At 57.9% G+C, this 26,819-nt stretch carries 25 protein-coding genes and 1 pseudogene; 11 read left to right on the plus strand and 15 right to left on the minus strand.

Annotated elements, in window-relative coordinates; all coding sequences use genetic code 11:
* Positions 1–30: 30 nt before the first annotated feature.
* The gene (locus ACESSC_RS04785; protein WP_373161525.1) at positions 31–1,035 is read right to left on the minus strand and encodes a helix-turn-helix domain-containing protein; all 1,005 of its coding nucleotides are present in this window, start codon (positions 1,033–1,035) and stop codon (positions 31–33) included.
* A 109-nt stretch (positions 1,036–1,144) separates the two neighbouring features.
* Here ACESSC_RS04785 and ACESSC_RS04790 point away from each other — a divergent pair.
* Positions 1,145–1,210 (plus strand): annotated as a pseudogene (locus ACESSC_RS04790) (hypothetical protein); the annotation flags it as partial.
* Between the two features lie 73 nt (positions 1,211–1,283).
* Here ACESSC_RS04790 and ACESSC_RS04795 read toward each other — a convergent pair.
* Positions 1,284–2,435, minus strand: coding sequence for a HAMP domain-containing sensor histidine kinase (locus ACESSC_RS04795; protein WP_373161527.1), 1,152 nt, complete (start codon positions 2,433–2,435; stop codon positions 1,284–1,286).
* Positions 2,432–3,124, minus strand: a complete 693-nt coding sequence (locus ACESSC_RS04800; protein WP_217107620.1) for a response regulator transcription factor — start codon at positions 3,122–3,124, stop codon at positions 2,432–2,434. The genes ACESSC_RS04795 and ACESSC_RS04800 overlap by 4 nt, the downstream gene beginning before the upstream one ends.
* Positions 3,125–3,271: 147 nt before the next feature.
* Here ACESSC_RS04800 and ACESSC_RS09785 point away from each other — a divergent pair, with 147 nt between their 5' ends.
* The 4 genes from ACESSC_RS09785 to ACESSC_RS04820 all read left to right on the plus strand — a co-directional run bounded on the left by ACESSC_RS09785 (position 3,272) and on the right by ACESSC_RS04820 (position 8,717).
* The gene (locus ACESSC_RS09785) at positions 3,272–3,343 is read left to right on the plus strand and encodes a CD1871A family CXXC motif-containing protein (RefSeq protein ID WP_254179316.1); all 72 of its coding nucleotides are present in this window, start codon (positions 3,272–3,274) and stop codon (positions 3,341–3,343) included.
* 43 nt (positions 3,344–3,386) lie between these two features.
* Positions 3,387–4,247 carry a 4Fe-4S binding protein gene (locus ACESSC_RS04810; protein ID WP_443985204.1) on the plus strand — a complete coding sequence of 287 codons (861 nt, stop codon included), beginning with the start codon at positions 3,387–3,389 and terminating at the stop codon, positions 4,245–4,247.
* 35 nt (positions 4,248–4,282) lie between these two features.
* On the plus strand, positions 4,283–5,245 hold the full coding sequence (locus ACESSC_RS04815; protein ID WP_373161532.1) for a redoxin domain-containing protein: 963 nt from the start codon (positions 4,283–4,285) through the stop codon (positions 5,243–5,245).
* A gap of 217 nt (positions 5,246–5,462) precedes the next feature.
* Entirely contained in the window at positions 5,463–8,717 is a 3,255-nt protein-coding gene (locus ACESSC_RS04820) for an ABC transporter ATP-binding protein/permease (protein ID WP_373161533.1), read from the plus strand.
* 72 nt (positions 8,718–8,789) lie between these two features.
* Here the strand turns inward: ACESSC_RS04820 and ACESSC_RS04825 are convergent, their stop codons facing one another.
* Both ACESSC_RS04825 and ACESSC_RS04830 read right to left on the minus strand, forming a co-directional pair.
* Entirely contained in the window at positions 8,790–9,923 is a 1,134-nt protein-coding gene (locus tag ACESSC_RS04825; RefSeq protein WP_373161535.1) for a hypothetical protein, read from the minus strand.
* A 63-nt stretch (positions 9,924–9,986) separates the two neighbouring features.
* On the minus strand, positions 9,987–10,514 hold the full coding sequence (locus tag ACESSC_RS04830) for a DUF3592 domain-containing protein (RefSeq protein WP_373161538.1): 528 nt from the start codon (positions 10,512–10,514) through the stop codon (positions 9,987–9,989).
* 605 nt (positions 10,515–11,119) lie between these two features.
* Here ACESSC_RS04830 and ACESSC_RS04835 point away from each other — a divergent pair.
* Complete coding sequence (locus tag ACESSC_RS04835) at positions 11,120–12,073, plus strand: tRNA dihydrouridine synthase (protein ID WP_373161540.1); 954 nt, start codon at positions 11,120–11,122, stop codon at positions 12,071–12,073.
* Between the two features lie 182 nt (positions 12,074–12,255).
* Here ACESSC_RS04835 and ACESSC_RS04840 read toward each other — a convergent pair whose 3' ends face one another.
* The 6 genes from ACESSC_RS04840 to ACESSC_RS04865 form a co-directional block, all read right to left on the minus strand.
* Positions 12,256–13,128 (minus strand): SIR2 family NAD-dependent protein deacylase, encoded by an 873-nt coding sequence (locus tag ACESSC_RS04840; RefSeq protein ID WP_373161542.1) that lies wholly within the window; start codon positions 13,126–13,128, stop codon positions 12,256–12,258.
* On the minus strand, positions 13,070–13,855 hold the full coding sequence (locus ACESSC_RS04845) for a protein-ADP-ribose hydrolase (protein WP_373161544.1): 786 nt from the start codon (positions 13,853–13,855) through the stop codon (positions 13,070–13,072). Before ACESSC_RS04845 ends, ACESSC_RS04840 begins: the two co-directional genes overlap by 59 nt.
* Positions 13,856–14,151: 296 nt before the next feature.
* Positions 14,152–14,418: a ribbon-helix-helix protein, CopG family gene (locus ACESSC_RS04850; protein WP_373161546.1), complete on the minus strand. Its 267-nt coding sequence runs from the start codon at positions 14,416–14,418 to the stop codon at positions 14,152–14,154.
* Between the two features lie 114 nt (positions 14,419–14,532).
* Complete coding sequence (locus ACESSC_RS04855; protein WP_373161548.1) at positions 14,533–15,045, minus strand: hypothetical protein; 513 nt, start codon at positions 15,043–15,045, stop codon at positions 14,533–14,535.
* A gap of 786 nt (positions 15,046–15,831) precedes the next feature.
* The gene (locus ACESSC_RS04860) at positions 15,832–16,077 is read right to left on the minus strand and encodes a glutaredoxin family protein (RefSeq protein WP_373161551.1); all 246 of its coding nucleotides are present in this window, start codon (positions 16,075–16,077) and stop codon (positions 15,832–15,834) included.
* Positions 16,078–16,128: 51 nt separating this feature from the next.
* Positions 16,129–16,956: a TipAS antibiotic-recognition domain-containing protein gene (locus ACESSC_RS04865; protein WP_373161554.1), complete on the minus strand. Its 828-nt coding sequence runs from the start codon at positions 16,954–16,956 to the stop codon at positions 16,129–16,131.
* Between the two features lie 141 nt (positions 16,957–17,097).
* Between ACESSC_RS04865 and ACESSC_RS04870 the strand changes: the two genes are divergently transcribed.
* Positions 17,098–17,835: a tRNA (N6-threonylcarbamoyladenosine(37)-N6)-methyltransferase TrmO gene (locus ACESSC_RS04870; RefSeq protein WP_373161556.1), complete on the plus strand. Its 738-nt coding sequence runs from the start codon at positions 17,098–17,100 to the stop codon at positions 17,833–17,835.
* Positions 17,836–17,946: 111 nt separating this feature from the next.
* Positions 17,947–19,161, plus strand: coding sequence for a MalY/PatB family protein (locus ACESSC_RS04875; RefSeq protein ID WP_373161559.1), 1,215 nt, complete (start codon positions 17,947–17,949; stop codon positions 19,159–19,161).
* 20 nt (positions 19,162–19,181) lie between these two features.
* Here ACESSC_RS04875 and ACESSC_RS04880 read toward each other — a convergent pair whose 3' ends face one another.
* On the minus strand, positions 19,182–19,661 hold the full coding sequence (locus ACESSC_RS04880; protein ID WP_373161562.1) for a pyridoxamine 5'-phosphate oxidase family protein: 480 nt from the start codon (positions 19,659–19,661) through the stop codon (positions 19,182–19,184).
* Between the two features lie 42 nt (positions 19,662–19,703).
* Entirely contained in the window at positions 19,704–22,508 is a 2,805-nt protein-coding gene (locus tag ACESSC_RS04885; RefSeq protein ID WP_373161564.1) for a response regulator, read from the minus strand.
* Positions 22,509–22,707: 199 nt separating this feature from the next.
* Between ACESSC_RS04885 and ACESSC_RS04890 the strand changes: the two genes are divergently transcribed.
* The 3 genes from ACESSC_RS04890 (at position 22,708) to ACESSC_RS04900 (ending at position 25,130) form a co-directional block, all read left to right on the plus strand.
* A complete protein-coding gene (locus ACESSC_RS04890) occupies positions 22,708–23,133 on the plus strand; it encodes a potassium channel family protein (protein WP_158550201.1) in 426 nt (141 codons plus the stop codon).
* 36 nt (positions 23,134–23,169) lie between these two features.
* Positions 23,170–23,703: an LOG family protein gene (locus ACESSC_RS04895; protein ID WP_373161567.1), complete on the plus strand. Its 534-nt coding sequence runs from the start codon at positions 23,170–23,172 to the stop codon at positions 23,701–23,703.
* Positions 23,704–23,828: 125 nt separating this feature from the next.
* Positions 23,829–25,130 (plus strand): chloride channel protein, encoded by a 1,302-nt coding sequence (locus ACESSC_RS04900; RefSeq protein ID WP_373161569.1) that lies wholly within the window; start codon positions 23,829–23,831, stop codon positions 25,128–25,130.
* Between the two features lie 95 nt (positions 25,131–25,225).
* Here ACESSC_RS04900 and ACESSC_RS04905 read toward each other — a convergent pair whose 3' ends face one another.
* Positions 25,226–25,924, minus strand: a complete 699-nt coding sequence (locus ACESSC_RS04905; RefSeq protein ID WP_373161570.1) for an ABC-2 transporter permease — start codon at positions 25,922–25,924, stop codon at positions 25,226–25,228.
* Positions 25,921–26,802 carry an ABC transporter ATP-binding protein gene (locus tag ACESSC_RS04910; protein ID WP_373161572.1) on the minus strand — a complete coding sequence of 294 codons (882 nt, stop codon included), beginning with the start codon at positions 26,800–26,802 and terminating at the stop codon, positions 25,921–25,923. Before ACESSC_RS04910 ends, ACESSC_RS04905 begins: the two co-directional genes overlap by 4 nt.
* Between the last annotated feature and the right edge of the window lie 17 nt (positions 26,803–26,819).

The following is a 26,819-nucleotide window of genomic DNA, read 5'->3' on the forward strand; positions in this document are numbered from 1 at the left end:
ACGCGTTCGATGCGCTTGGCAGCCCGGTCGCTAACGCAACATGTGCGCGACCAGCTCGGCGCGTGTGCCGATGCCAAGCTTTGCGTATACGCCGGATAGGCGGTTTTTGACGGTGCCCGGCGATACTCCCATATGGCGTGCGATTTCGGCGTTGGTCCATCCGCGGCAGGCGAGCATGGCCATGGTGAACTCTGTGGTCGTTAAATCGTCGGCAACGTCCTCGCCCGAATCAGGGTTGTGGATGCGCCGCCAGCCGTAGCTGAATCGATACGTGATCTCGATGATGCGTGCGAAATCGTCAGGGTATTGCGATTTTAGGCATGCCTCGATAAGCCCCTGCAAAAGGCCGTGGTGCTCACCGATGAGCTCGATGAGGCCGTCGGGGCGCGCAATGTTCCAAGCAGCTCCGAAGTGCGTTTTTGCGGCGTCGATGTTCTTGAGACTCATGCAGGCCATGGAAGCTGCCAGGTGCAGGAACAGTTCCGAGATCGGAAAGTTTCCCTGTTTCATGATCAGGGCGTTTTCCGCCATGCCCAGACTGCGGCCATATTCGCCGCGCAGGTACAGGGCATGCGCCATCACGTAGCTGGCGAACAGGCGCAGGCCTTCGGGCAGATGCGCTGCAAGCGGATAAAACTCTTCGGCGGAATACGGGGAAGGCAAGTGCAGCAGGACGCTCGCGGCCGAGGCGAACAGGATATGCGTGGCGTGGACGGCGGGCGATTCCTCGTCGGCCGGCGTATCGAGGATGCCAGCAAGGCACCGGCGGGCGTCGGCGATACGGTTGAGCGACAGACTGGCGTATCCGCAGATAAAGCATGCGGAATAGCGCAGCGCGGGATCGCTGGCGTCAAGATAGGGGCGCGCCGTCTTGGCGGCGAGGGTGGCCTGACCGCGAAAGTACAGCGCTTCTGCCGTGGCGATGGCGCGCGAATCGGGGTCGGAAATGCCTGCAACCGCAGCGTCGATCTGCCCCGGCACAAAGGCAGTGCACATCAACGGCATGGGAACGCATGGGTAGCCATCGCAGTCCATCTTCCATCTCCCATCAGGTGGCAACAATAGCAGCAATTGTACTCCTGTTGCTCGGGACTGGAATTTGTGGGTATCGCCTACGATTGTGCCGAACGTATAAAGGGAGGCCCCCGGTATCTGCCGCGTGTGCTACGACCTCACGCCGAAGCCCGTCGGCACGGTCGAGTGGGAGTAAGCTTCTACTCTTTTGGGTGAACTGCATTGACGGAGAGGGGGCCCGCGCAAACGTGTGCGGGCCCCCTTTTGTTTTACTGTTCGGTTGACGCTGCAGATCGTTTTGGAAGGCTTACGAGCATGGTGGTCCCGTTCTCGGAACTTGCTTCGACCTCTACGGCGCCACCGTGAAGCGCTGCAATCTCCCAAACAAGCGCTAGTCCGAGTCCTGCGCCGCCGTATGCCCTGCTGCGGGATTTGTCGAGACGAAAGAACGGCTGGAAGATGCTCTCACGGTACTGCTTGGGTATTCCCGGGCCCTGGTCCTCGACTCGCAGGAACACGTGGCTGTCGCTGCCGCAGATGGACACGTTGACAGTCGAGCCGGGGCGGCTGTAACGGATGGCATTTTCGACCAGGTTAAACACCAGCCGATAGAGGAGCGTGTCGCTCCCGATTACTAAAGCGTCTCCAGCACAATTGAGGGCTATGCCCTTATTTTCGGCAAGTGGCGCAAGGTCGGTGAGGACCTCTTCGGACAAGGGACCAAGTTCAACATCGTCCTCGCAAGGAATGCTGCGGAGCTCACTCATCTCGAGCAATACCTTGGTCATCTGCGACATTCGCTCGGTTTGTTCTTGTAACAGGTCGAGCAGCTCGGCTGTTTCGGGTTGTAAACCGGAGTGTTCGGAGATGAATAGTTCAATCTGTGCTTGCATAAGGGCGAGCGGGGTGCGCAGCTCGTGTGCGGCGTTGCCGGTAAACTGACGCTGTGCAGAGAACCCTTCGCCAAGACGAGCGATCATGTCGTTGAAAGAGGCGCTGCATCGTTGTAGCTCGGTGGGCACATCTTCATTGAGTTTGATTTCGCTTAGGTTGTCAGGTTGCACACGCTCAACCTGAGCTGCAAAAGCCCGTAGCGGTTTGAGTGCACGGCCGCTCACAAAGTATGCCAGCGCGCCGCCAAGGAGTGTGACTCCAGCCGTGATGCACCAGGCTGTCGTGCCAAAAGACTCCTGTGCGTCGTTTACGACGATCGTGACCTTGTCATCGAGGGCTGCTTTCGTTGGGTCGAACGCCTGGAGCGAATCTTCGCCGGTTGCGTTAAAGGCCGAGATGTCGCTGCCGATGGCATCCATGTAGCGCATACCCGTATAGCCGACCAGGCAGTTCGTCAGCACGCACGCTGCGCACGTGAGCAGCGCCGTCATAATCGTTATGCGCCATTGCAGCGAAAGCCTTTTCATTCGCTATCCTCCATAACATAGCCCTCTCCAATCCGATTGCGAATCGGGTCGTATCCCAAAACGATGCGTAGCTTTTTGCGGAGTGACGAGATGTGAACGCGGGTTGCGTTGCTAAAGCTGTTCACGCTGCTATCCCAAACGTGCTCGATAAGCTCCTCTTGACTTACCGGCCGCCCCTGATTAAGCATCAGGTATTCCAAGATTCCCGTTTCCTTGCGCGTAAGAGATAGAGCCTCGCTGTCCACGGAAGCGATGCGCGCCTTGGTGTCAAAGCTGAGCTTTCCGCAGGTTAAAACTATGTCGCTTTGTGTAAAGCGTCTGAGGGTAAGGCTGCGAATCCTTGCCGCAAGCTCGTCCAGATGAAACGGCTTGGTGAGGTAATCGTTGGCGCCGGCATCAAGTCCGGCGACTTTGTCGGATACTTCGCCACGTGCGGACAGAATCAGTACCTTAGTTTCGCAGTCAGTTTTCCTAAGTTCCCTGAGTACGGCCGTGCCGTCGATACGGGGAAGGTTGAGGTCGAGTACCACGAGGTCGAAGGCCTCAACGTTCAGTAGGTCGAGCGCCTCCTGTCCGTCGTGACAGCAGTCGACGCTGTACGCCAAGTTTCGCAAACTGCGTGCGATCGTGTCGCACAGTGCTCGCTCGTCTTCGACGATCAAAATACGCATAACAGTCTCCTTGCACATTCCAAATCGCGCTTAACACGGATTTTATAGTCGATATGGTCCAATGGTCGCGTAACGAAAGGAGTGGTCGGATTGTTCAAAGCGGTAAAACCCGTGGTACAGGTCGCTTTGTTGATCGTCGGAATTGCCATGGTGTGCTTTGGCGTTATGCGCGGCGAGGCAGATGCCGTGCTGGCCAAGGCAATCAGGCTGTGCTTGGAGTGTATCGGAATTGGATAAAAGAAAAAACACTGCATCGCATCTTTTGGCGAGATTCCGCGGATTGATTCAGGCGGCGGCGACGCTTGCGACCAATATTCACCTGCCTAACTTTGCCAAGGGGGGCATCTACCAGGGGGCGGGCAAAGCCGTCTGCGTGCCGGGGCTCAACTGCTACTCGTGTCCGGCGGCCTCGGGTGCGTGCCCCATCGGGTCGTTTCAGTCGGTGGTGGGATCGTCTAAGTTTAGCTTCTCGTATTACGTGACCGGAACGCTCATTCTAATCGGCGTGCTACTGGGGCGTTTTGTATGCGGCTTTTTGTGCCCGTTTGGATGGCTGCAAGAGCTTCTGCATAAGATTCCCAGCAAAAAGCTCTCCACGAAAAAGCTCAAGCCGCTCACGTACATCAAGTATGCCGTGCTGCTGTTTGCCGTGGTGCTGCTGCCCGTCTTGGTGGTTAACGATGTGGGTATGGGCGACCCGTTCTTTTGCAAGTACATCTGCCCGCAGGGTGTGCTCGAGGGCGCGATTCCGCTGTCCATCATGAATACGGGAATCCGCTCCGCGCTGGGAAAGCTCTTTACCTGGAAGCTCGCGATCCTCATTGTGGTTGCGGTGCTGAGCGTGCTGTTCTACCGCCCCTTCTGCAAATGGGTTTGCCCCCTCGGTGCGTTTTATGCACTCATGAACAAGGTGTCTTTGCTGGGGATCCAGGTTGACCAGTGCAAATGCGTTTCGTGCGGCAAGTGCGCCAAGGTGTGTCAAATGGACGTGGACGTTACGCGTACGCCCAACCATGCCGAGTGCATTCGTTGCGGCAAATGCGTGGGCGCGTGCCCCGTCGATGCTATTAGCTTTCGCTATGGGCTGGGTGTGACGGGCGACAAACCCGCGCAGCCCGCGCAAGCCTGCGAAAACAAATAGGTACCTATATAAGTTTCGATATAAACGGAGGAACCATGAAACTATCAAAAATTGCGGCCTTGTTGATGCTGCCCGTGCTGGCGCTGACTCTCGCGGCGTGCTCTGCCCCCAAGGGCGACGCGAAGGATGCCACGAGCGGCGATGCGCAGATTGCCGAGCTTATAGCGCAAAAGCCGTCGAGCGCCGAGGAGGCGGCCGACCTGTACCAGCAGCTGCTGCAAAAGGAAAACGAGATCTTTGCGAGCGATAACGCCCTATGGGAAAAGGTATTCAATGCGGCAAATAAAGACTCGGCAATGATTGAGGACGGTAGCAATTACGGCGATTTCCTGCTCAAGACTATCGACGGCGCCAAGGATCAGTTTACGGCTGACGAGCTCAAGACGCTTAAGGCCGGCGCGCAGCAGGTCAAGGAGATCGAGGATAAGCTCATGGCGCTGGAGAAGGAGTTTCCCGGATGCGGCAGCACGCCCGGCGAGGGTGAGAGCGTCGATGCCTCGACCGCAGGCATGACCAACGGCGAGAGCGGGGAGACGAAGTTCCCCAGCTTTAAGGGCAAGGACTTGGACGGCAACGATGTAAACAGCGACGAGCTGTTCTCCAAGAACACGGTCACCGTCATGAACTTCTGGTTTACCACCTGCAAGCCGTGCGTGGGAGAGCTGGGCGATCTGGAGAAGCTCAACAAGGAGCTTGCCGAGAAGGGCGGCCAGGTCGTGGGCGTTAATTCCTTTACGCTCGATGGCAACAAAGACGAGGTGGCCGATGCTAAGGACGTGCTTTCCAAGAAGGGCGTGACGTATAAGAACATCTGGTTTAAGTCGGACAGCGAGGCCGGAAAGTTCACCTCCAACCTGTACTCGTTCCCGACCACCTACGTGATCGACCAGAACGGCAACATTGTGGGAGAGCCGATCATGGGCGGCATCAACTCCGCTGAGCAGCGCGAGGCGCTCAACAAACTGATCGATCAGGCACTCGCGAAGAGCGAGCAGTAGGTGCGAATGTGACAAAGGGACAGTCCCTTTGTCACATCATCGATGATAAGTGCGGGACGGTGCGCCACGTGGCGTGCCGTCCCGTTCGTTTTTGGGGCAGTACGTTACATTTCTCACTGGAGCAGGCCAAAAATGGGGATAGAGTAGGGCAAACGCGTCGAATGTGAACGGCGGGGGAGAGCGGGTGAGTGCACCCGCGGGGGAGAGGTTGCCGTCCATGCTGGATCTCAAAGATATTTGCAAAAGGTACGTTACGCAGTCGTTTACGCAAGTGGCGCTCGACAACGTAAACCTGTCTTTTCGCGATAACGAGTTCGTGGCCATTTTGGGCCCCTCGGGCTCGGGTAAAACTACGATGCTCAACGTTATCGGCGGACTCGACCACTTTGACTCGGGCGATCTGCTGATCGACGGTATTTCGACCAAGGACTTTCACGATCGCGATTGGGATGCCTATCGCAACAACCGCATCGGCTTTGTGTTCCAGAGCTATAACCTCATTCCGCATCAGACCATTTTGGAAAACGTGGAGCTGGCGCTTACGCTCACGGGCGCGGGGCGTGCCGAGCGCCGCCAGCGTGCGCGCAAGGCGCTCGAGGCAGTTGGCCTGGGCGAGCACGTTGACAAGCGCCCGAGCCAGCTTTCGGGTGGACAGATGCAGCGCGTTGCCATCGCCCGCGCCCTGATTAACGACCCTGAGATTGTGCTGGCTGACGAGCCGACCGGCGCCTTGGACTCAACGACTTCCGTGCAGGTCATGGATTTGCTCAAGGACGTTGCGCGGGAGCGCCTGGTCATTATGGTCACGCACAATCCCGAGCTGGCGTACAAGTACGCCACGCGCATCGTCAGCCTAGCCGACGGTAAGATCATCGATGATTCTGATCCCTTTGATGCTGCCACGGCTGCGCGTCGCGAGGCAAAGCCCACACGTAAAACCTCGATGAGCTTTGTGACGGCGCTGGGGCTTTCTGCCCGAAACCTCATGACCAAGAAGGGCCGCACGGCCATGACGGCCTTTGCAGGTTCGATTGGCATTATCGGCATCGCGGCGATCCTGGCGCTGTCCAACGGCGTAAACGGCTACATCAAAAAGGTCGAGGAGGACACGCTTTCGAGCTACCCGCTCACGATTTCCAAACAAGATTATGACCTGTCGTCCATGATGGGCGGAGATGGGACTACGGATGGGGAGGCGTCCAAGGGCGAGGACTTGTCTGAGGACGCTACCGGTGGCAAGGCTAAGGGAACCGATAAGATCCCCGTGGTCACGGCCGTAAAGGACATGTTCGCAAGCGTTAAATCTAACGATATGACGAGCTTTAAGGCATGGCTTGACGACGGCGGCGACGGTATCGACAAAGAGGTCAACGCTATCCAGTACGGCTACGGCGTGACGCCGGTTGTCTATCGTTCGAGCAAGGGCGACGAGAAGCCTGTCCGGCTTGTCCCCAACGCTATGACCGAGGCCATGAGCGGCGGCGCAAGTTCGGCGGCAACGGTGAGCATGGATTCCATGGGGACCTCGGTCTTTAACGAGATGATTGACGACCAGAGCCTGCTCGACAGCCAGTACGATGTCGTTGCCGGCCATTGGCCTACGTCTGCCAACGAGGCCGTGATGGTGCTTTCGAGCCGCGGCACGGTGGGTGACTACACGCTCTATAGCATCGGTGCGCTGGATATCGATGAGCTCAACGACCTGGTTAACAGTGCCATGACGGCCGACGGCAAGGTCGAGACGCCCAAGGCCGGCACCGACTTTACCTACGACGATGCGCTGTCCACGACGTTTAAGGTGCTGTCGCCGTCCGATGCCTATCGCAAAAACGAAGAGACCGGCATGTGGACTGACATGTCTAGCGATGCCGACTTTATGGCGACCAAGGTTGCCGACGGCATTGACGTGCGCATTGTGGGCGTGGTGCGACCCAACGAGACGGCCAACGCGAGCGCGTTGTCCCCGGGCATTGCCTATACGCATGCGCTGACTCGCCAGCTTATGGAACGCGCTGCCAATTCGCAGATTGTGCAAGAGCAGCTTGCCCACCCCGAGACAGACGTGTTTACCGGCAAGTCTTTCGATGAACTGCAGGGCGAGGCCAAGCAAGGTGTGGATCTGGGCAGCATGTTCAGCGTGGACGAGGCGGCGCTCAAGAGCGCGTTCTCGTTCGATACATCTGCGCTCTCGGGTGCGACCGGCGGTATCGACCTTTCTGGTATTGATTTGTCCGGGCTGAACATTGACCTTTCGGGCGTTGGTAAGGACATCGACTTCAGCGACATCATGGCCAAAGCGCCAACCCCAGATTTCTCGGGCATCTTTGACGGTCTGGAGCTCACGCCCGAGCAAATGCAGCAGGTGGGAACGCTTGCCAACCAGCTGTTTGAGGGCTTTTTGCGGTCTGATCAGTTTAAGGCGCTGTCGCCCGATGATCTTAAGGACGCATCAAAGCTTGCCGTCGCGTTCTCGACGTATCTTGAGAGTGATACGGCAGCCCAGCAAATCCTGGCCCAGCTCAAAGCGCTCGGCGGCGATGCCCTGGCCGAGCGTCTGCAGCAGGCGATGGGCGACTATGTGCAAAAGCGGCTGGCTCCGTATTTGCAGCAGTCTATGGACCAGGTGACAAAGGCAATCAGCGAGCAGATTGCGACAACGGTATCGGCCCAGCTCAAGGCGGGCGCGGCGGGGCTCATGGGCCAGATGGCGACGCAGATGTCTTCGAGTTTTGCCAACCTGGCGAGCGCTATGCGTGTGGATGCGGGCGCCTTTGCTCGTGCCATCCACTTCAACATGGACGCCGAGGACCTGAGTTCGCTCATGATGAGCTATGCCAAGGCATCGAAGCTCACCTACGACAACAATCTGACCACGTTGGGCTATGCGGACGAGGCGGACCCCATCTCGGTCAAGATTTTCCCGCGTGACTTTGAGGCCAAGGAGCGCGTTCTCGATCGCATCGATGCGTACAACAAACAGGTCAAAGCCGCTGGTCACGATGAGCAGGCAATCTCGTATACCGACTACATGGGCATCATCATGGGCTCGGTGACCGACATCGTGAACACCATCAGCTTGGTGCTCATCGCATTCGTGAGTATCAGTCTGGTGGTGAGCTCCATCATGATCGGCATCATCACCTACATCAGTGTGTTGGAGCGCAAAAAGGAGATTGGCATCCTGCGCGCGATCGGCGCGTCCAAGCGCAACGTGGCCAACGTGTTCAACGCCGAGACCTTTATCGAAGGCCTCATTGCCGGCGTCTTTGCCATTGTCGTCGTAGTGACCGTGAGCTTTCCGGTTAATGCCTGGGCACTTGCCGCCAAGCAGGTACCCGATCTGATGAGTCTGCCCCTGCGGGATGCGCTGATGCTCATTGCAATTTCGGTGTTGCTGACGGTCGTTGCCGGCCTGCTGCCGGCCCGCAGCGCATCCAAGAAAGATCCCGTGGAAGCCCTACGCTCCGAATGATGCGACAAAGGGACAGTCTCTTTGTCACATGCGAGAAAAGGCGCGGGAAGGGGGTGGCCCTTCCCGCGCCTTTTAGTTTGTTTTGCCCATCAGCGTGATGCGGATACTTGGATGGGTGTACTCGTCAAACTCGTCCTCGGGTTCCGTGTCAAACGAATAATACGTTTTGACGGGGTCGTCACTCGTCCTGATAGAGATTCTCTCGTAGAGTGAGCCGTTCAAAAATGCCTGCCTAAACTCTTCGGGGAGTTTCTGCGGTGCCAGGAGCTCGGGGCTCACCGTCTTGACGTCAACGGTTTGAACGGCAGAGGAAAGCTCGTCAAGCTCGCGTTCGATGCGAGCAAGGTTATCCTCAAGGCTCGCGCTGGGGTCGACCTCTGCCACGTAGCTCACTTCCTTGAGTGTCCCCTTGTTGTCAAAGTCCAGATACGTATAGGTCTTCTGGGCGTCGGAGTCGCCTTCGTGCAGATAGCCGCGGACATGATAGCCGTAATCTTGATATCGCTCGTAGGGGTCATCGGCGGACACGTACTCGCATGCGGGCTCTAATGCCTTGCGGGCGATGGCGATCTGTTCGGCCGCGGCCGCGGCGTTCTCCTGCATCTCGATGTTTCCCTGCGCCAGCTGCGGGATATAGGCGCCGCACACGATTGCGAGGGGCAGTGCCACAAGCGCGACGATCCACTTTTTTGCACGGGGGATAGGCACGCCACAGGCCTCTGCCATGGCCTTTGCGTTGGCAAGGCTTTCGGCAAGAACGTCTGCCGCTGTGGCGACAGCGCCTACGGCAGCGGCGACTTGTGCCGCGCCGCCCAGGTTGCGCGCGGTCTCGCCGTCACTGTTCTTGAGCAGACGCGCGGCGGCCTGCGTGCCAACAACGCCTGCGATCTGTGCCGAGCGGTCTTTTTCGCTCTGCTCGACGGCGAGCCGGCGCTGCATTTCCCTCCACTGCTTGCCACGCATGCCAAAGCGCGGGGCGAGAGCGCAGTAGCAGAATATAACGAGCTCGATGGCGGTGAGCACCAAGGCGGTCATCATGCCTGTCTCTTGGAAGCCTTCGTGATGGAAGACGATGTCGTCGACCATTTCGAAAGGAATGATCGATAAGGGCAGCACGAATGCCATGGCAAGCGCCGCGCCGGCAACCTTTGGGCAAATGCAGTATCGCTGGATGCGCTTACGTTCTTGTTCGGAGAGTGTTGCCATAGCTGGTCCTTGGTGTCGTAACGGTCGTTGCGGCGCATGGGGCGCGGGGCGCATCAGTTTGAGCTAGTGCTGGATAAGAACATAGAGCAAGATGCTCATCGCGATGAGCAAGAAGCCTGCGATGTTAAACATCAGCGTGGCAAAGTTGCCCACGATGGGGCGTTCGACATAGCTTTTGCCTGGGTTGCTGGGGTTGTAGTGTACGGTCATTTGACTGCCGAGGGGCCAAAGCTGCTCTGCAAGGGTGTCTAGGCGGGCGATGGGCCCCGTCTGTACGTGCAGCCAGCCCTTGGGGTCTTCGTAGGCGGCGGCTTGTGTGCGGATGGGGAGTCCCGACAAGCTTTTGGTCTTTATGCCGCGGAATTGTTTTGTCGCGAGGTATTGCGTGCCGTCGACGGTGTATTCCAAAACGGGATGCATTCTGCCTTCACCCATCAAGCGATGGTCGATGACCGTCCCCATGGTCACGGCGGTACAGGCCTTGGCTTTCTTGCGGGCGGCGGCCTTCATGAGCATGCTCGCTCCTATAAACAGGATGCCGATGCCCCCAACCAAGATGAGCGCAAGCAGGGATATCTGTGACGTGGCCATGGCGTTCTCCTTTGGCGCGATACCGTCATATGTTACCCAGTATAGAGAATCCCGCCATCGATGAGCTGCTGCAGGGAGTTTGAATTCTCATCGCTTTCCGCCTGGGCGCTCGTTGGAATGTGACAAAGGGACAGTCCCTTTGTCACATTGGGGACTGCGGAAATCGAGGTCTAATACTTTTCCCGAGAAGTGAACGAGTGAAAACGGACCCCCGAAGCATCGACACTTTTGGCGTGCAATTTCCCGCGGTTTTGCTAGTCAAATCCTGCGGTTTTGACGCCTAAAAATGTCAATGCTTCGGGGGTCCAAATACAGCCGTTCACTTCTCGGGAAAAGTATTAGACCTCGAAATATGGACGGCATTCGCGTCGCACCTGGTGCGTTCGGGCGCTGCGTGTGCGGTTAGCATTGGAAGCTTGCTGCAGATAGATGAAGACAGCGATCTGCGTTTTGTCCCATTTGAGCCGCCGCTTACCATTGCGTCGTATCTGGTATGGAAAAAATATCGCCTGCGTTCCCGCGCCTGCGAAGAGTTTCTGAACCGTTTGAATAGGATGTGACAAGGGGGCAGTCCCTTTGCCGCATTGATCTGAGAGTAGATGTTGATGATTCTGTCGTTGGCCCCTATGGAGGGGATTACCGGGCATGTGTTCCGTCGCGTGCACGCGGAGTGCTTCGGTGCGCTCGATTGCTATTACACGCCGTTCTTGCCGCCGCCACGGGTGGGAAACCGCTTTGGCGGCAAGGCGTTTAAGGAGGTCGACCCTGTCAATAACCAGGGGCTCAACGTAGTGCCTCAGCTGATGTCCAAGAACGCGGACGAGTTTGTGTGGGCGGCACAGGTGCTCGCCGACATGGGTTATCGCGAGGTCAATCTCAACTTGGGTTGTCCTTCGGGAACGGTTGTCGCCAAGGGCAAGGGTTCGGGTTTCTTGCGCAATCTCGACGAGCTCGAGGTGTTCTTGAGCGACGTGTGCGAGCACTCGCCGCTGCCGGTGTCGGTCAAGACCAGGCTGGGGTTGGAAAGCGACGACGAATACGAGCGCGTACTCGACCTCTATTGCCGCATGCCGCTGGCAGAGCTGATCGTGCATCCGCGCGTGCAAAAGGACCGTTATGCGGGCTCGCCGCGCAAAGAGTTTTACGGCGAGACGCTGGAGCGGGCGCCGTTCCCCGTTGCCTATAACGGCGACATCTTTGATCTTGAGGACATGGATGCGCTGGTGGAGGCCTATCCCGGAACGCGTCACGTAATGTTGGGGCGCGGCTTGCTTGCGAACCCCGCGCTGGCTCGCATGGCTAAGGGCGGCCCTGCTGCCACAGCTGCTGAGCTGCAGCGCTTCCACGACATGCTGTTTGCTGCCTATGCAGACGAGATTGGGGGCAACGCGGTCTTTCGCATGAAGGAGTGGTGGTTCTACGCCAAATGCGCCTTCGCCGATCCCGCGACCGTTCACAAGCTCGTTCGCAAGACCAAAAAGGTCGATGAATACCGCGCCGCTGTCGAGCGCGTCTTTCGCGAGCAGCCGCTCGCGCCCATAGCCCGCTTTCACGGCTAGTTAGTCGTTGGGGACGTTCTTTAACGACTAGTCATTTAAGAACGTCCCCAATGACTAGGCGGCTGTGTCTGGCCTGGCCCGTGCAAAAAGCTGTACGGCAGCATCCATAGATGTCAAAAAATGTCGATTTTGGATGCTGACGTACATGTTTTGAGGCGGCATCGCTTTGGTCATCTGACGGTTTAGACGGCAAGTGCGTCCAATACACGCCCTGCGTCGGCGTCGATCAGAATACTTCGATCGGCGATTTCTGCCGGAGCGACTGCCTCGCCATAATTGACGCACGCGTACGTAGCGCGCTTATTTTTGGCGGTCATCTGCCAAAACGGGTACTTGATGATGACGGGCGTGTTGCCGCCTACGCCAAGCTCAAGGAGCAAAACGCGCATGTTGCTGTGGCGGCGCAGGAAATCCTGGTAGCGATCGGCTGCAACATGCCATCCCTTATCCTGAACAAACGTATCGTCGGCGCGCAGGTTCATCGTGAGCGGCGAGCCGCAGTGGGGGCAATGGGGCACAAGTGCAGATGGAATGCGCAGGTCCTGTTGGGTGCTGACCATGTAGTGTACAAGTTCTTCGTTGTCCCAAGTTTCCTGACAGCAGGGCTTGCTGCACTGGAATAGACCATAGTCGCCCTGCGTGTAGAAGAGCCGATGTTTATCAAAGCCGGCGCGTTGGAAGCAGTGGTCTACGTTTGTGGTCAGCACAAAGTAATCGCGGTCGCGCAGCAGGTCCAAGAGCTGTTCATAGATCGGCTTGGGTATGGGGTCATATCGGTTGCACTCGATATAGCGGCTCCAAAACGCCCAATATTCCTCGAGCGAGTCATAAGGATAGAAGCCTCCGGAGTACATGTCGGTAAAGCCGTAGCGTGCGGCGAAGTCGCCAAAGAGCCTCTCGAAGCGCTCGCCCGAATAGGTGTAGCCGGCCGCGGTGGAAAGACCCGAGCCAGCACCGATTATCACGGCGTCGGACGTATCGAGTGCGGTTCGGAGCTTAGCGATCTGTTTGGAGAAGGTCGCGGTAGATTGATTCGTCAGACGCGAGAAAAACATTGAAGATCACCTTAAGGTTGGGGTCGTTATGGTCTAGATGATGGCGAACGGCATCGATGGCAACGCGCGCGGCAGCTTGCTGGGGATAGCCAAAGACGCCCGTCGAGATGCAACAGAATGCAAGCGTGTCGAGCTTTTGGCGCGTTGCTTCTTCCAGACATCTGGTATAGCAACGGCGCAGCAACAATTCCTCGCGCGGGCCGGGCTTATGGCTGGGCACGATGGGGCCGACGGTGTGGAAGACATGGCTGCTCGGCAGGTTAAACGCCGGCGTGACCTTAACGCGTGCAGTAGGTTCCTCATGTCCCTGTTTGCCCATGAGGCTGGCGCACGTCAGACGGAGCTGCATGCCAGCGTAGGTGTGGATGGCGTTGTCGATGCAGTGGTGTCCCGGCACAAAGCAGCCGAGCATTTGGCTATTGGCGGCGTTGACGATGGCGTCGACCTTAAGCAGCGTGATGTCGCCATGCCAGATGGCAATGCGATTGCGGTAGGGGAGCGCACTGGCATCGGTTGCTCCGCCGCGCTCAACAAGCCGCTGCTGCAGGTAGGCATCCTGGACGTCGAGCGTTTCTGCCGCGAGCGCTTCGGGCGACCGCACGTTCATCAGGGCTCTGAGCAAATCACGTTGCTCGCTGGCTCCGGCTGGAACAGCAAAGTTACGCCCGTCCGGTCGCTCATCGAGTAATGCGTTGATAAGCCAAACGCGACGTTCGGCTTGATTCATGGCTGACCTCCTGTCCAACTGAGTCAGATGTGTTCGACAGTAGTGTGCAACCTGAATCGTTTTTAAAAAAGAAGGCACAAAAAGGTAACCGTGGAGCGGTATGCCCCACGGCATCCATTTCCTTTAGGTTTGACGAGAGCACCTTTTGGCTGATGCCGGGAATAGAGCGATGGAGTGCGTTGAAGCCCAATGACTACCTGTGCCGTGTCCATGCAAAAAGCTGTACGCCACCCTCCAAACATGTCGAGAAATGTCGACTTTGGATGCTGACGTACATGTTTGGGTTCGGCGGGGGACTAGGCAATCATTGCATCGAGCGTGATGAGCTCCCTGAGTCGCTCCGTGCGTGTTTGCCCATGGCGTTTTGCCTTTGCGTCAAACGCTTCAAGAACCGATTCACCCACACGTGCCGATAGAACAACGCTAGGCTCATCGGAAATCGGCGGCCGTCCCAATCTGATGGTGCGACCCTTCGGCCACTCATCTTTTTCGTATGCCTCCGCGGCCTTTTCTAGTTCTCCGGGAGCAAACCCCATCATCTTTTCGAGCTGCTGAGCGTCCATAGCGCCTCCTATCGATTGGCATAATATCGAGCGATGGTTCACGGGCATTCTTTTTGAATACAGTTTTGTAGACAAAAATGCAAGCAGTTAATAGGGCTAAGCAGACTGTTTTGGCTAGCTAGCCAATGGGGATTTCAGATTGGGGTCAGGTGGGTTGATGAATTCTTCCGGAAGCTGGATGGGACGTTCGCCCCGCATGACACGGTTATAGCTTTGGTTTAGGCTCCTTCTCATGAATATCTCTGCTTTTTTCGCTTCGTCTGGATGGAGAATCGCCTCTTGCCGCGGGGTATCGAGCGGGAAATCTTCCATGAGCTCTTCGTATCCTGGATCGGAGATTCCTGCGATGCAGTCGATCCAGAGAAAAGGTTGGTACAGCCTTGCGCCTGCCACGACGGCAAATAGATCCCCAGCCCTTATGATCGGTTCCTCGTTGGGTTTGATGTCGCTAAGGGGTCGAGATCCCATGAAGGTGTTGTCGCAGTAAAGGTCGCCCTTGGCTTTGGCTCCGCAAACACACACGAGATATTCTAAGGTTTGGAGTTCTTCGGATTCGGCAATGGCCTTCTCTATACCGGCGATTTCTGCCAAGCTGTTTACTCGAATCAGTGATTCCTGGTATCCCATGTCTAATTCCTCTCGTATTGCTCTAAATAAAGGGACTAACTGCCTTTTCCATTGCCACCCTGCGTGTGGCTCTAGGGCGTCGGTGAGCTCGTCTTCATCAGTCTTCGATGGTGAGACCAACTCAATTCATGACACAGTGTGTTGCGAATTTGAAACGCCTGATAGAAGGGGTGTATTGCCTTCATACGCCTCGACCATCGTCGAGTTGATGGCACGTTCAGCGTGGGGACGAGCATGCTCGAGGGTATTTCCGACAGACGCGCAGATATATTCTTCGTCTGCTTGCACGGGCTCGATGAGATTTTGGGCTGAAAAATGTTTTGCCATAACGATGCACTCCTGTGTGACTCACGGATAACGGAAACGTTTGGTTGTGAGTGCCGTTCTTTAATGGCGACGACGAACAGGAGCGCAGCCTGTCTGAGATGGGCGAGTGCGGTAACCACCGATCTTACTTACCGAGCTCGCTCCAGCGTGTCATTGGGGACCTCCGCGGGAGCTCTCGACCAGCCTCATGCCTTAAAGCGAGTATAGCATAAAATGCAAACATATGTTCTATAAAAGTGAGAAACTGAATTCCTACCTACTCATTTAAGTACGTCCTCAATGAGTGGTTGTGAGGGACCCGCGCAAAAAGCTGTACGCCAGCATCCAAAGATGCCGAAAAAAGTCGACTTTGGATGCTGGCGTACATGTTTGGGTTCGGCGGGGGAACAGTTATTGGGGATGTTCTTTAACGACCACTCATTTAAGTGCGTCCCCAATGAGTGGACCGCAATGTGCGTGCTAGAGCAGGTGCTCCTGCGCCCACGTGATGATGTCGCTCGATTCGTAGAGTGGCGTGCCGTCAATGAACAGGCAGGGAACCTGGCGCTTGCCGCCGACGGCGATGAGCGTCTGCTCGGCATCGGGGTCGGTCGAGATATTGCGTTCGGGAATGGTCACGCCGTTATCGGCCAAAAAGCGCTTGACCTTTATGCAATACGGGCAGCCGGTCATAACGTAGAGCACGAGCTCGTGATCAGTAGCCATGGGTCTCCAATCGGTTGAGGTTTCGATTGAAATACCCAAAGCCGCCGCGGTCTATGCGTGAGCCGACGACGAGTCGATGGCTTGGACCAGAAACGCCGTGGCTCCGGTGCCGCAGGGCTTGTCGTAGTAGTCAATAAAGCGCTGATCGGCAAGATAGCCGTGGGCGAGGCCCAGGTATGCTTCGTCTTGGGGCTCGTGCCCCCAGTTAAGGCCAATCCATCGACGGTGCATTGCGACAAGTTTGCGGGCATCGTTGCCTTCCGGTTCGCCGTCGTCCATGGCAATCGAGAGCTGGCCCAGAATAGCGCGTTCAAGTTCTTTCATGTCGTTCCATGTCTGAGGATCCATGTCCAGTAACGTTTCGTTTGCTGCATCGATAGCCTCGTCGCCATAGCGCGCCCGCGCCTCGGCACCGTAGCGCTCCTCGTTTTCCTGCACGGTGCGCCAGCGCTCCAGTTGCGGCAGCACGGCGCCCATGAGCGAGACGGCTTCGTCGAGCGACATACCGGTGTTTTGTGCCAGCCGCGGGGCACAATCCTCGATCATCGCCTCCATTGTGGTGTCGTAGGTGTACTTGCCGTGGTCGTAGCACCACTTGCAGTAATGGTCGGTCGTGGCGCCCGTGGCGTCGGTGCCGCAGTCGTCGGGTGTGAGTATCATGCCGCAGCTCTGGCAATAGTGCTCGGGCATTTCGAGCAGGTGAGACAGGGGCTCGCCGGTCACGGCGGCGATGAGCTTCATCATATCGATGCCCGGTGTGACCTCGCTGCGTTCCCAACGGCTGACGGCTTGGCGTGTGACGAAGAGCTTGGCGGCGAGCTGCTCTTGGGTAAGGTGATGGGCGCGACGGACAGCGATGAGCTTTTCTGCAAAGGCCATAACGGCTCCTTTCTGCTGGTTGATGGCTTAAGCATACGCGGCGGCCGGCACCCTTCCAAGCAACCGTTGGTTGCACGACGGGGGACCGCGGCGAAGAATTGCGCGCAACGCCCTACACCTCCATGCCGTACAATGACCGGCATGGAACCTATTGCTCACATACATACCGACCTGCCGCAGAAGTTCGGCATCCCACGCAACAGCTTTTTGGCGCCCCATCTGCAGGGACGCATCGTCTTTGAGCCGGAATTTGCCTCCAACGCAGCAGTTGAGGGTCTGGATTCCTTCTCTCACCTATGGCTGCTCTGGCGCTTCGAAAACGGCACGCCCGGCGGCACGGCTAAGGACATAGCTGCCGATGCCAAGACGCAGGACAGGTCCGGCACTAATGCCAAGTGGTCGAAGACCGTGCGCCCGCCGCGTCTGGGTGGAGCCGAGCGCGTGGGCGTGTTTGCCACGCGCAGCCCGTTTCGCCCTAATCCCATCGGGCTCACCTGTGTCAAGCTCGATCGTGTTGAGCTTACCGACGATGGTCCCATCATTCATGTGCTGGGGGCCGACCTGCGCGACGGCACGCCCATCTACGACATTAAGCCCTACATTCCGTTTGCGGACTGCCACCCGGATGCAACGGGCGGCTGGATTGAAGACGCGCCGTGGCAAGAGCTCGACGTTGAGTTTCCGCAAGTGCTGCAGGATATGGTCCCGCCTGAAAAGCTCCCCGGTTTGGTCGAGGTTCTTCACCAGGATCCGCGCCGCGCGGGCAGCAAACACGAGCCAAACCGCATTTACCATTTGGCTTACGCTGGGCTCGACATATCGTTTACGGTCGACGGAACCAGGTTGAAGATAACCGCCGTCAACGACGCGCAAGACTAACCAGCCATTCGCCCGCACCCGTCAAATTAAGCGCCAAACCCCATGCCAAAATCGCCCGTGCTGGTGGACAATAACGCCTACCAAAACAATCACTTTGCACGGGAGCTCAGCATGAAATACGACTTTAGCTCGCTAATCGACCGCCACGGCATGGACTCCATCGCCGTTGACTCCTGGGGTGAGATTCCCGGTATGGCTCCGAACGCACCCGACGAGGGCTTCGACCGCATCCCCATGTGGGTAGCGGACATGAACTTTGCCACGGTGCCCACGGTCCAGGAGTACATCATTCAGCGCGCCCAGCACCCCATGTTTGGCTATTTCGATCCGCGCCCCGAGTACTTCGACCGCATCATCGAATGGCAGAGTCGCCGTAATGGCGTCGAGGGCCTGGCGCCTGAGCACATCGGCTACGAGAACGGCGTGCTGGGCGGCGTCGTGTCGACCCTGCGCGCGTATGTCCAGCCGGGCGATGCGGTGCTGGTCCACAGCCCCACCTACATCGGCTTTACCAAGTCCATCGAGGCTGCGGGCTATCGCATTGTCCACAGCGCGCTTAAGCTCGACGACCAGGGCGTGTGGCGCATGGACTTTGAGGACATGGAGCGCAAGCTCGCCCAAGACCATATCCATGCTGCGGTGTTCTGCTCGCCGCACAACCCTTGCGGACGCGTATGGGAGCGCGACGAGATCGAGCGCGCCATGGATATCTATCGCCAGCACGATTGCGTGGTGATCTCGGATGAGATCTGGTCCGATATCATTCTGCCCGGCCACAAGCATATCCCGACGCAGTCGGTGAGCGAGGATGCCCGTATGCGCACGGTCGCCCTCTACGCGCCCAGCAAGACGTTTAACCTGGCGGGCCTGGTCGGCAGCTACCACATCATCTACAACGAGACGCTGCGCGACCGCGTGTGCGCCGTGTCCAACAAGACTCACTACAACGAGATGAACGTCCTCTCCATGCATGCGCTTATCGGTGCCTACCAGCCGCAAGGCTACGAGTGGGTGGATGAGCTCAACCAGGTGCTTGCCGGCAATATCGAGTACTTCTGCAATTACGTGGACGAGCATTTTAAGGGCGTGTCCTATTCGCGCCCGCAGGGCACGTATATGGTGTTCCTGGATTGCACCGAGTGGTGCCGCGAGCATGGCCGCGGTATTCAGTGGCTGCTCGACGAGGGGGCGCGCGTGGGCGTGGGGTATCAGGATGGCCGTCCGTTCCACGGGCCCTGCCACATTCGCGTGAATCTGGCGCTGCCGCTTTCGCGCGTGAGGGAAGCGTGCGACCGCCTGGACCGCTACGCTTTTAATGCACGGTAAGTGAGTGCTGCAGGCGGGGCTTACTTTTCATGTATCTGCTTGCCGCAAAGATGCTCAATTGAAATCTCGTAGAGTTGGACGCCCTTGATGTCTTTGGCGATCTCCTCCTCGACTTCTTCGGCAGAGGGGTAGTACTTAAGCGCGAGCTGGCGGACTTTGTCCTCGATAAACGAAGGTGTTTCATCTACCAGGCGGCAACGGCCAAAGACCACGGTGCTCATAACATAGGGAGCCCAGTCATCGTCCTTGTACCACTCGTTGCCGTACACGGTAAAGCAGACTTTATCGTCACGCTTGAGCGAATCGACCTTGTGGCCAGCCTTGGCGCCATGGAAATAAATCTTGTCGTGCTCGGCGTCAAAGAAGTAGTTGACGGGAATGGCGTATGGGTAGCCATCATCGCCGTTAACGGCAAAGACGCCGCGCTTGCAGGTTGCCAGCAGCTCGCGCGCCTCCTCGTCGGTGATGGCACGTTTCTTTCGGCGTAAAGGCCTAAACATCGTTGGCTTCCTTTCTAACGGTGCAGGGTGGTTGAGCACAAACTATAACGAAACAACACCGTTTTCCTTGATGCAGGCGAGCATGTTTTTGAGCTTGTTAAAGTCGAGCGGTTTGGGCAGATGGGCGTTCATGCCGGCATCGTGTGCCGCCTTAGCGTCCTCGGCAAAGGCGTTGGCGGTGAGCGCGATGATGGGGATGTCGGCTGCATCGGCCTTCTCGCTCAGGCGAATCGCGCGGGTTGCCTCGTAGCCGTTCATGCCCGGCATCATGATATCCATCAGGATCGCATCGAAGCTGCCGGCGGGATGACCAACGTAGAGCTTGACTGCTTCGTTGCCGTCGGCGGCCCGCGTTACGACGATGCCTTCGCTTTCGAGCAGGGCCTGGGCAATCTCGGCATTGAGCTCGTTATCTTCTGCCAAAAGGACGCTCATGCCGGTAAGCGAGCGGCTGTATGTTTGCTCTTCCGTACATTCCCTTGCCTGAGGGTTCTTGTCGATGTCGAGCGGAATCTGGACGTTGAACGTGCTTCCCGCGCCAACTTCACTCGAAATCTCAATCGTGCCGCCCATCATGTCGAGGAGCGATTTGACGATTGACATGCCAATGCCGGTTCCTTGGAACTTGCTGCGCGCATCGTCGCCTTCCTGGGCAAACGGCTCGTAAATGTGTGCCAAAAACTCGGATGTCATACCAATGCCGGTATCCGAGACGCTAAAGCAAAACACGGCGTGCTCGTCGTCGACCGGTTTGATGGTCGATGAGAACGTGACGGTGCCTCCGTGCTTGTTGTACTTGATGCTGTTGTCGAGCAGGTTGACAAGGATCTGCCGAATATGGGTGGGGCTGCCGATCATATATTGGTCGACAGCGTAGGGCTCGCTGGTGTCGAGCATGGTTATGCCGCGGTCCGATGCGCGGAGCTTGCACAGTACGAGCGCATTGTCGCACAGCTCTTTAAGGTTGAATGATTCGTGCTCGAGCGTCACTTTGCGCTCTTCGATCCTGCCCATCTCGAGGATGTCGTTAATCAGTGACAGCAGGTGATTGGCGGCAACGCGCGCCTTGGCGCGGCTTTCGCGGGCGACCTGCATGTCGCCTTCTCTCAATTCCTCAATTTCGATAAGGCCCAGGATGCCGTTGAGCGGCGTGCGGATGTCGTGGCTCATGCGCGTGAGGAAAGCGGTTTTGGCGGCGTTGGCGGCATCGGCTTTCTGCCGTTCCTCCTGTGCGCGGTAAAGCGACCAGACAAGGATGACGATGCCGGCGAGCAAAATGCAGATGACGACTGCCGCAATGACGATGCGGTTGCGGTAGAGAAGTCGGAACGCATCCGATTCTTGCGCCGAGTACGATGTGGGGGAATAACTGCTTGCAGAGAGCGATTCGCCGGCATTGACGATGCCCTTATTGATGATTCCCAACAGCTCGGGCTTGCCGCGCGAAATCAAACACGATAGCTGTGCCGTGCCGGTGAGCTCCTGTGTTTGGAAATCCTCGATGTTGTAGGTGTCGCGGATGGTTTTCAGGCGCGTGCTGGGGACAATGATGCAACTTGCCTCCCCCTTATTGAGGGCTTCGAGCGCCTCGTTGCCATTCGGATAATCGGTGATCGTTGCGTCGGGGAAGAGGCTCTCGAGCGCAGAATGGTTGACGATCGCGTCCTGTGTACAAGCGATTTTCTTAAGGTCGCTGTTCAGGTTGTTGCTGCTGTGAATGGCGGTTAGGGAAACCGTTCCCATCGGGTTTGACTGAATGACCCCTTTCTGTTCGGCAAGCCAGTAGTCGCGAAACAGAGGCAGGGCGACATCGATGGTTCCGTTGGAAAGGGCTTTGAGCATTTGCTGGTTATTTGAGATCGCGACCGTTTTAACCGTAATGCCAAACCTGTCGTGCAGCGTCGTTGCAAGCGAGGCGAGCGACCCTTCCATCTCGCCGTCGTCATTTTGCGTGCAATAGGGAAGTTGGTTTTTAAGATAGCCAATCGTGATGGTGTTGCCGTTTGCTTTGAGCCAGGAGGTCTCGGTGCCGGCGAGCGATGACGAGCCGCTGTTTTGGGCCGAGTAGCTCGATTTGACTTCGTCGTTATAGCGCGGGTTGACGCGGGCGATTGCCGTCATGGCGGCGTTGATGTCGTTCATCAGATCAGGGCGGCTTTTGGGAACGGCAAAATAGTAGTCGCTCGAGCCTACGTAGAACATGGGTGACGCATCGGGCGACGAAATGGTGTCGTTCATGATGACGGCGTCGACCTCGCCGTCTGCAAGCGCCTCAAAGAGGGCACTGCCGGTGTCGATTTCTTTATAGGTGCAGGTAACGCCTTCGTCGGCGAGCCACTGCTGGCCGACGATAGTTTGCATAACGCCGGCGTTGCAGCCGATGGTAAGGCCTTGGAGCGCCTGGGGGTCGCCTTTGGCAAGGTCGTCGCGATCGGGCCTGGCGTAGATGTAGTAGCGCTCGGTGCCCTCGGGGTTCGAGGAAAAGAGCAGCTTCTGCTCGCGCTCTGCCGAATACGAGATGTTGGGCATGAGGTCGATTTCGCCCGCCTCGAGCATGTCCATAAGCTCGGAGAAGGTGCCGCTAACGTATTCGTATTGCCAGCCCTTTGTGTAATACGAGAGGGTCTGGAGGTACTCGTAGCCCCATCCCGAGAGGCGCTCGCCCGGCGTGCCTTCCTGGAAGCCTTTGTTGTTGACGAGCCAGCCAACGCGGACCGTCTTGACCTGCTGGTCGGAGTTGGCGGCAAAGGCAGGGGCGGGCATGGCGGCGCTCAGTACGGCGAGTGCGGCAAGCGCGACGGCCAGGGTGCGATATAGAGTCAAACGAAGGACGGTGGAAGGTTTCACATGAAATCCTATCGAGTCGAGACAGTATCACATAAGGATACCAGCTCAGCATGCTTAGTCGGCAGCTGAGCCGCTAAACGGTCCCGCCCGGCACTTGGGGACAGTCCCAATCTGTCCGGCACAAAAGGAACGTCCCCAACTGCCGGTTGTGGGACAATACCGAGCGAATGTGATTGGGCGTCTGGGAAAAGGGGTCGCGATGAACAAGTTGAGGACGCTTGCCGATGTTTTGCGCCAGGCTGGCTTTGCGCGCATCACGGGCCTGTTTCTCATCTTCTATCTGCTGTGCTCGACGGCCGTTTGGCTGTCCGAGCCCACGACCCTTACGTTTGGCGATGGTCTCTGGTTTAGCTTTGAGACGGTCTCGACCATCGGCTTTGGCGATATCCCGGCCGAAACGCCGGTCGCCCGCGCTATTACCGTCGTCCTGAGCGTCATCAGCATCTTCTACATCGCCATGCTCACGGGTGTGGCGGTGAACTACTGCAATACGCTCATTAAACTGCGCCAAAAGGACACCATGGCGCGCTTTATGGACGATCTTGAGCATTTGGAAGAGCTCGATCGTGACGAGCTCGCTGACCTGTCGCGCCGCGTGCGCGAGTACCGTCGCCGGCAACGATAGAACGGGTGCCGCGCGTCACGACGAGGGGGATTGCATATGAACATCACGGTGTACCTGGGCGCGAGCGTCGGCAACGACCCGGCGTTTCTGCCTGCAGTGCGAGAGCTCGGCACGTGGATTGGCTCCAACGGCCACGCGCTGGTATACGGCGGCTCCAAGTCGGGCCTGATGGGCGCGCTTGCCGATAGCGTGCTCGAGGCGGGTGGACACGTGACGGGTATTGAGCCGAGCTTTTTTATCGAGGCAGAGTTTCAACACGACGGTATTGACGACCTCATCGTGACGAGTGACATGGCCGAGCGTAAGGCCAAGATGATCGAGCTCGGCGACGCGTTCATCGCTTTCCCGGGCGGTACGGGCACGCTCGAGGAGATTGCCGAGGTCATGTCCGCCGTGTCGTTGGGGCACTTGAGTGCGCCGTGCATCCTGTACAACCTCGGGGGCTACTACAACGATCTCAAGGCGCTGCTCGGACACATGATTGATAAAGGACTTTCGAGCCCGCAGCGCCAGCACGGCATCTACTTTGCCGACGATTTGCGTGAGATTGCCTCGATTATTAATGGATAAGTCTTGAGCCTGCCCCACTATGACTCCCAATGGTGCCTTTTGCAGCGCAGACGGTTGGCTCGTTCGGGCAACGCTCGCTCTACAATAAAACGTATCTATGCCGACTTTGACCACGGGAGGACCCGATGGATAGCCTTGCAAAGCCCAAAAACCGAGCACTGTTTTTAGTTAGCGTTGCCGTGACCGGTGCGTTCGCAGGCGCCGCGGTCTGGCTGTTCTTTTTTGTGATGGAGCACGGCATTGATTATTTGTGGACCGAGGTCCCGCATATGCTGGGCGTCGCCTCGCCCGAGCTTGCCAGCGGCCCGTTTGGCTTTCTGCCGTACCCGTTTTTCGTCTGCTTACTGGGCGGCCTGTTAATCGGTCTGTACGAAAAGATTACGGGCACCAAGACCGACGACCTCAACCAGGTGATGGCCAAGGTCAAACAAGACGGGCGCTACCCGTACGACAACCTGGGCAAGCTTTCGCTCGCGGCATTGCTGCCGCTGCTGTTTGGCGGAAGTATTGGACCGGAGGCCGGCCTGACCGGCGTTATCGCGGGTCTGTGCAGCTGGGTCGGCGACCGCATGCGCCGCTTTGGCGCCGAGTTTAGGGAGCTCACGCTGTTGGGCACCCAGGCCGCGCTGACGGCGCTCTTTACCGCGCCCGTCTTTGGCTTTGTGGCGCCGCTCGCCGGTAGCGCCGACGGCCAGGGCGCTAATGACGATGAGTCCGCGTCCGATGAGATCACCATCAAGCTTCCCAAGGCGCAAAAGACTGTGGTCTACGGCATTGCGATTGCCGGCGGTCTGGGCACCTACCTGCTGCTTGGCCAGCTTATGGGTGGCGGCATGGGCATGCCGAGGTTCGAGGCTGCCGAGGTGGGCAACCTGGAACTTGTCTGGCTCATTCCGCTGGCGTTGGTCGGCACCGTATGCGGTTGGCTGTACTTTGTCTCCGAGCATGCAAGTGAGGCGCTGTCCCATGCAATAGGGGAGCGCCCCGTCGTCAAGGCCATGCTGGCTGGCCTGGCGCTCGCCATCTGCGGCACAGTTCTGCCTTATACCATGTTTGCCGGTGAGACCCAGGCCGACGTACTTATGGAGACCTACCTCACCATCCCCGCCGGTGTGCTCATCGCGACCGGTCTTGTTAAGGCCATGCTGACCCCCGCCCTCATCAACCTTGGTTGGCGCGGCGGCCACTTCTTCCCGGTTATCTTCTCGGGCGTGAGCCTGGGCTACGGCCTTGCCATCCTCACCGGCGCAGATCCGGTCTTTTGCGTCGCCGTCTGCACGGCATCGACGATGGGCGCCGTTATGCGCCAGCCTGTTATGGTTGTGGGCCTGCTGCTCATGTGCTTCCCACTCAAGGGTATCGTTTGCATGATTATCGCTGCAGCCATCGCCGCCGGCATTCCGCTGCCCAAGCCGCTGCGCAAGTAGTACGGTGGCGCACGCCGGGGACATGCCGTTTGCCATGGATTTGCGGATGGGCGATTGCGACCGATTGTGGCCTACGTGGGTCAAGTTTCGTGTGGCTACAAATCGCGTACTCGATAAACCTTGGTGCTGACGGTGCAGCTGATTGCACATAGCGCGAGCGCCAGTACGGCAATTCCTGCACACAGACAGCCAAGAACGGCGGGATCGGGATTCGCTCCGGCAATCGACATGAGCCAGTTGCTGATGGGGTTGGAGGAACTCAGCATTGCCATGGTGCCGCAGCCAAACGGGGCAAACAGGCCAAGGGATAGGCGCAGCGCCTCCATGTGTCCAAATCGGAAGAACAGCGGCTGTGTCAAGAATACCATCATGAGGGAGATGAGCATCGATGCCGCCGAGGCGGTTGCGATTTCAAAGATCGTCTGCCATGTCGAAGGGATGCCCATGGGGTCGAAGAGCGGAAGGGCGAGGATGTTCAGAAGCGTAGCCGCGCATGCCATGACGACCGAGAAGATAACGATGCACAGGTAGCGTGCGCAAATAATGTCTTTGCGCGAGAAGGGCAACGTTGCTCGATAACGCTCCCAGCCGTTTTGGTTATCGTAGCCAGCTAGCGAGTTCATGATTATGATGGGCGACATTGCGCTGACCGCACAGGCGCCGGCGCTCATGCCGGAATCGCCGTCTGCCGCGTTGGCAAGGGTCAATACGACGAATATGAACAGGCCGACGCCCGCGATGCTCGGGAGAAACGAGCGCATGATGGCGGTCTCGGACATAAAGGCGCGTTTCATTTCGAAGCCCCTTTCAGTATGAGGCGAAGATAGTCATCAATGGTTGCCCGGTCGCAGGGAATCTCGGGGAAGGCCTCGAGCGCCTCGCGACGGTTGGGTACGAGCACGTCCACGCTATAGGCGTGGTGGGCGGCACGGGCACCTTCGACGCAAGCCATAAGCTCTGCGGCCTGTGCTTGGGTGCAGTGGGCGATGCCGGCTCGGTCGGTAATGTCCTCGCGCGGCAGGTCAAACACAATCGAGCCGTTATCGATGCAGATGACGCGGTCGGCAGTGCGATCGAGGTCGGATGTAATGTGGCTCGAGAGCAGCACGCTGTGCTGGCCGTCGGCGACAAAGGCAAGCAACTCGTCGAGCAGTTCCTCGCGCGCCATGGGATCGAGGCCCGCGGTGGCTTCGTCCAAAACGAGCAGCTTGGCATTGTGGCTGAGCGCACAGGCGAGCTGCAGCTTCATGCCCATGCCGCGGGAGAGGTCCTTGACCTTCGTCTTGGGATCGAGGCCAAATCGGTCGATGAATCCGGCGAACGTTTCGCAGCTCCACGTGGGGTATGCCGGGCCTACGAGCTTCTCGACCTGGCCCACCTTGAGCGTGGAGGGGAAGGGACACGTGTCCAGGACAAGCCCGATGCGGGAGCGCAGGTGGCGCTGCGTCTCGTCGGGCACGTTGGCGTCGCAGCGCTGTCCAAGCAGATGCACCTCGCCGGCATCGGGCTTTATAAGCCCAAGCGCGGCGCGAATGGTCGTCGTCTTGCCGGCGCCATTTGCGCCCACAAAGCCAACGATCTGGCCGGGCTCCACGGCAAGCGTGACGTCGCGCAGTGAAAAGCGGTCGCTCACGCGGCGCGATACACCTTTGAGTTCTAGCAACTTTTGCATGGTATAGCCTTTCTTGC

The organism is Collinsella aerofaciens (genome assembly GCF_964243765.1).
Taxonomy (GTDB): domain Bacteria; phylum Actinomycetota; class Coriobacteriia; order Coriobacteriales; family Coriobacteriaceae; genus Collinsella; species Collinsella aerofaciens_BU.

Excerpts from the sequence above, each read along its gene's own strand:
- ACESSC_RS04865 (WP_373161554.1), bottom strand. The coding sequence starts at position 16,956 with ATGGCCTTTGCAGAAAAGCTCATCGCTGTCCGTCGCGCCCATCACCTT.
- ACESSC_RS04825 (WP_373161535.1), bottom strand. The coding sequence starts at position 9,923 with ATGGCAACACTCTCCGAACAAGAACGTAAGCGCATCCAGCGATACTGC.
- ACESSC_RS04835 (WP_373161540.1), top strand. The coding sequence starts at position 11,120 with ATGATTCTGTCGTTGGCCCCTATGGAGGGGATTACCGGGCATGTGTTC.
- ACESSC_RS04870 (WP_373161556.1), top strand. The coding sequence starts at position 17,098 with ATGGAACCTATTGCTCACATACATACCGACCTGCCGCAGAAGTTCGGC.
- ACESSC_RS04890 (WP_158550201.1), top strand. The coding sequence starts at position 22,708 with ATGAACAAGTTGAGGACGCTTGCCGATGTTTTGCGCCAGGCTGGCTTT.
- ACESSC_RS04845 (WP_373161544.1), bottom strand. The coding sequence starts at position 13,855 with ATGAATCAAGCCGAACGTCGCGTTTGGCTTATCAACGCATTACTCGAT.
- ACESSC_RS04860 (WP_373161551.1), bottom strand. The coding sequence starts at position 16,077 with ATGGCTACTGATCACGAGCTCGTGCTCTACGTTATGACCGGCTGCCCG.
- ACESSC_RS04905 (WP_373161570.1), bottom strand. The coding sequence starts at position 25,924 with ATGAAACGCGCCTTTATGTCCGAGACCGCCATCATGCGCTCGTTTCTC.
- ACESSC_RS04840 (WP_373161542.1), bottom strand. The coding sequence starts at position 13,128 with ATGTTTTTCTCGCGTCTGACGAATCAATCTACCGCGACCTTCTCCAAA.
- ACESSC_RS04855 (WP_373161548.1), bottom strand. The coding sequence starts at position 15,045 with ATGGGATACCAGGAATCACTGATTCGAGTAAACAGCTTGGCAGAAATC.
- ACESSC_RS04850 (WP_373161546.1), bottom strand. The coding sequence starts at position 14,418 with ATGGACGCTCAGCAGCTCGAAAAGATGATGGGGTTTGCTCCCGGAGAA.
- ACESSC_RS04875 (WP_373161559.1), top strand. The coding sequence starts at position 17,947 with ATGAAATACGACTTTAGCTCGCTAATCGACCGCCACGGCATGGACTCC.
- ACESSC_RS04785 (WP_373161525.1), bottom strand. The coding sequence starts at position 1,035 with ATGGACTGCGATGGCTACCCATGCGTTCCCATGCCGTTGATGTGCACT.
- ACESSC_RS04820 (WP_373161533.1), top strand. The coding sequence starts at position 5,463 with ATGCTGGATCTCAAAGATATTTGCAAAAGGTACGTTACGCAGTCGTTT.
- ACESSC_RS04910 (WP_373161572.1), bottom strand. The coding sequence starts at position 26,802 with ATGCAAAAGTTGCTAGAACTCAAAGGTGTATCGCGCCGCGTGAGCGAC.
- ACESSC_RS04895 (WP_373161567.1), top strand. The coding sequence starts at position 23,170 with ATGAACATCACGGTGTACCTGGGCGCGAGCGTCGGCAACGACCCGGCG.
- ACESSC_RS04815 (WP_373161532.1), top strand. The coding sequence starts at position 4,283 with ATGAAACTATCAAAAATTGCGGCCTTGTTGATGCTGCCCGTGCTGGCG.
- ACESSC_RS04880 (WP_373161562.1), bottom strand. The coding sequence starts at position 19,661 with ATGTTTAGGCCTTTACGCCGAAAGAAACGTGCCATCACCGACGAGGAG.
- ACESSC_RS04800 (WP_217107620.1), bottom strand. The coding sequence starts at position 3,124 with ATGTGCAAGGAGACTGTTATGCGTATTTTGATCGTCGAAGACGAGCGA.
- ACESSC_RS04900 (WP_373161569.1), top strand. The coding sequence starts at position 23,829 with ATGGATAGCCTTGCAAAGCCCAAAAACCGAGCACTGTTTTTAGTTAGC.
- ACESSC_RS04830 (WP_373161538.1), bottom strand. The coding sequence starts at position 10,514 with ATGGCCACGTCACAGATATCCCTGCTTGCGCTCATCTTGGTTGGGGGC.
- ACESSC_RS04795 (WP_373161527.1), bottom strand. The coding sequence starts at position 2,435 with ATGAAAAGGCTTTCGCTGCAATGGCGCATAACGATTATGACGGCGCTG.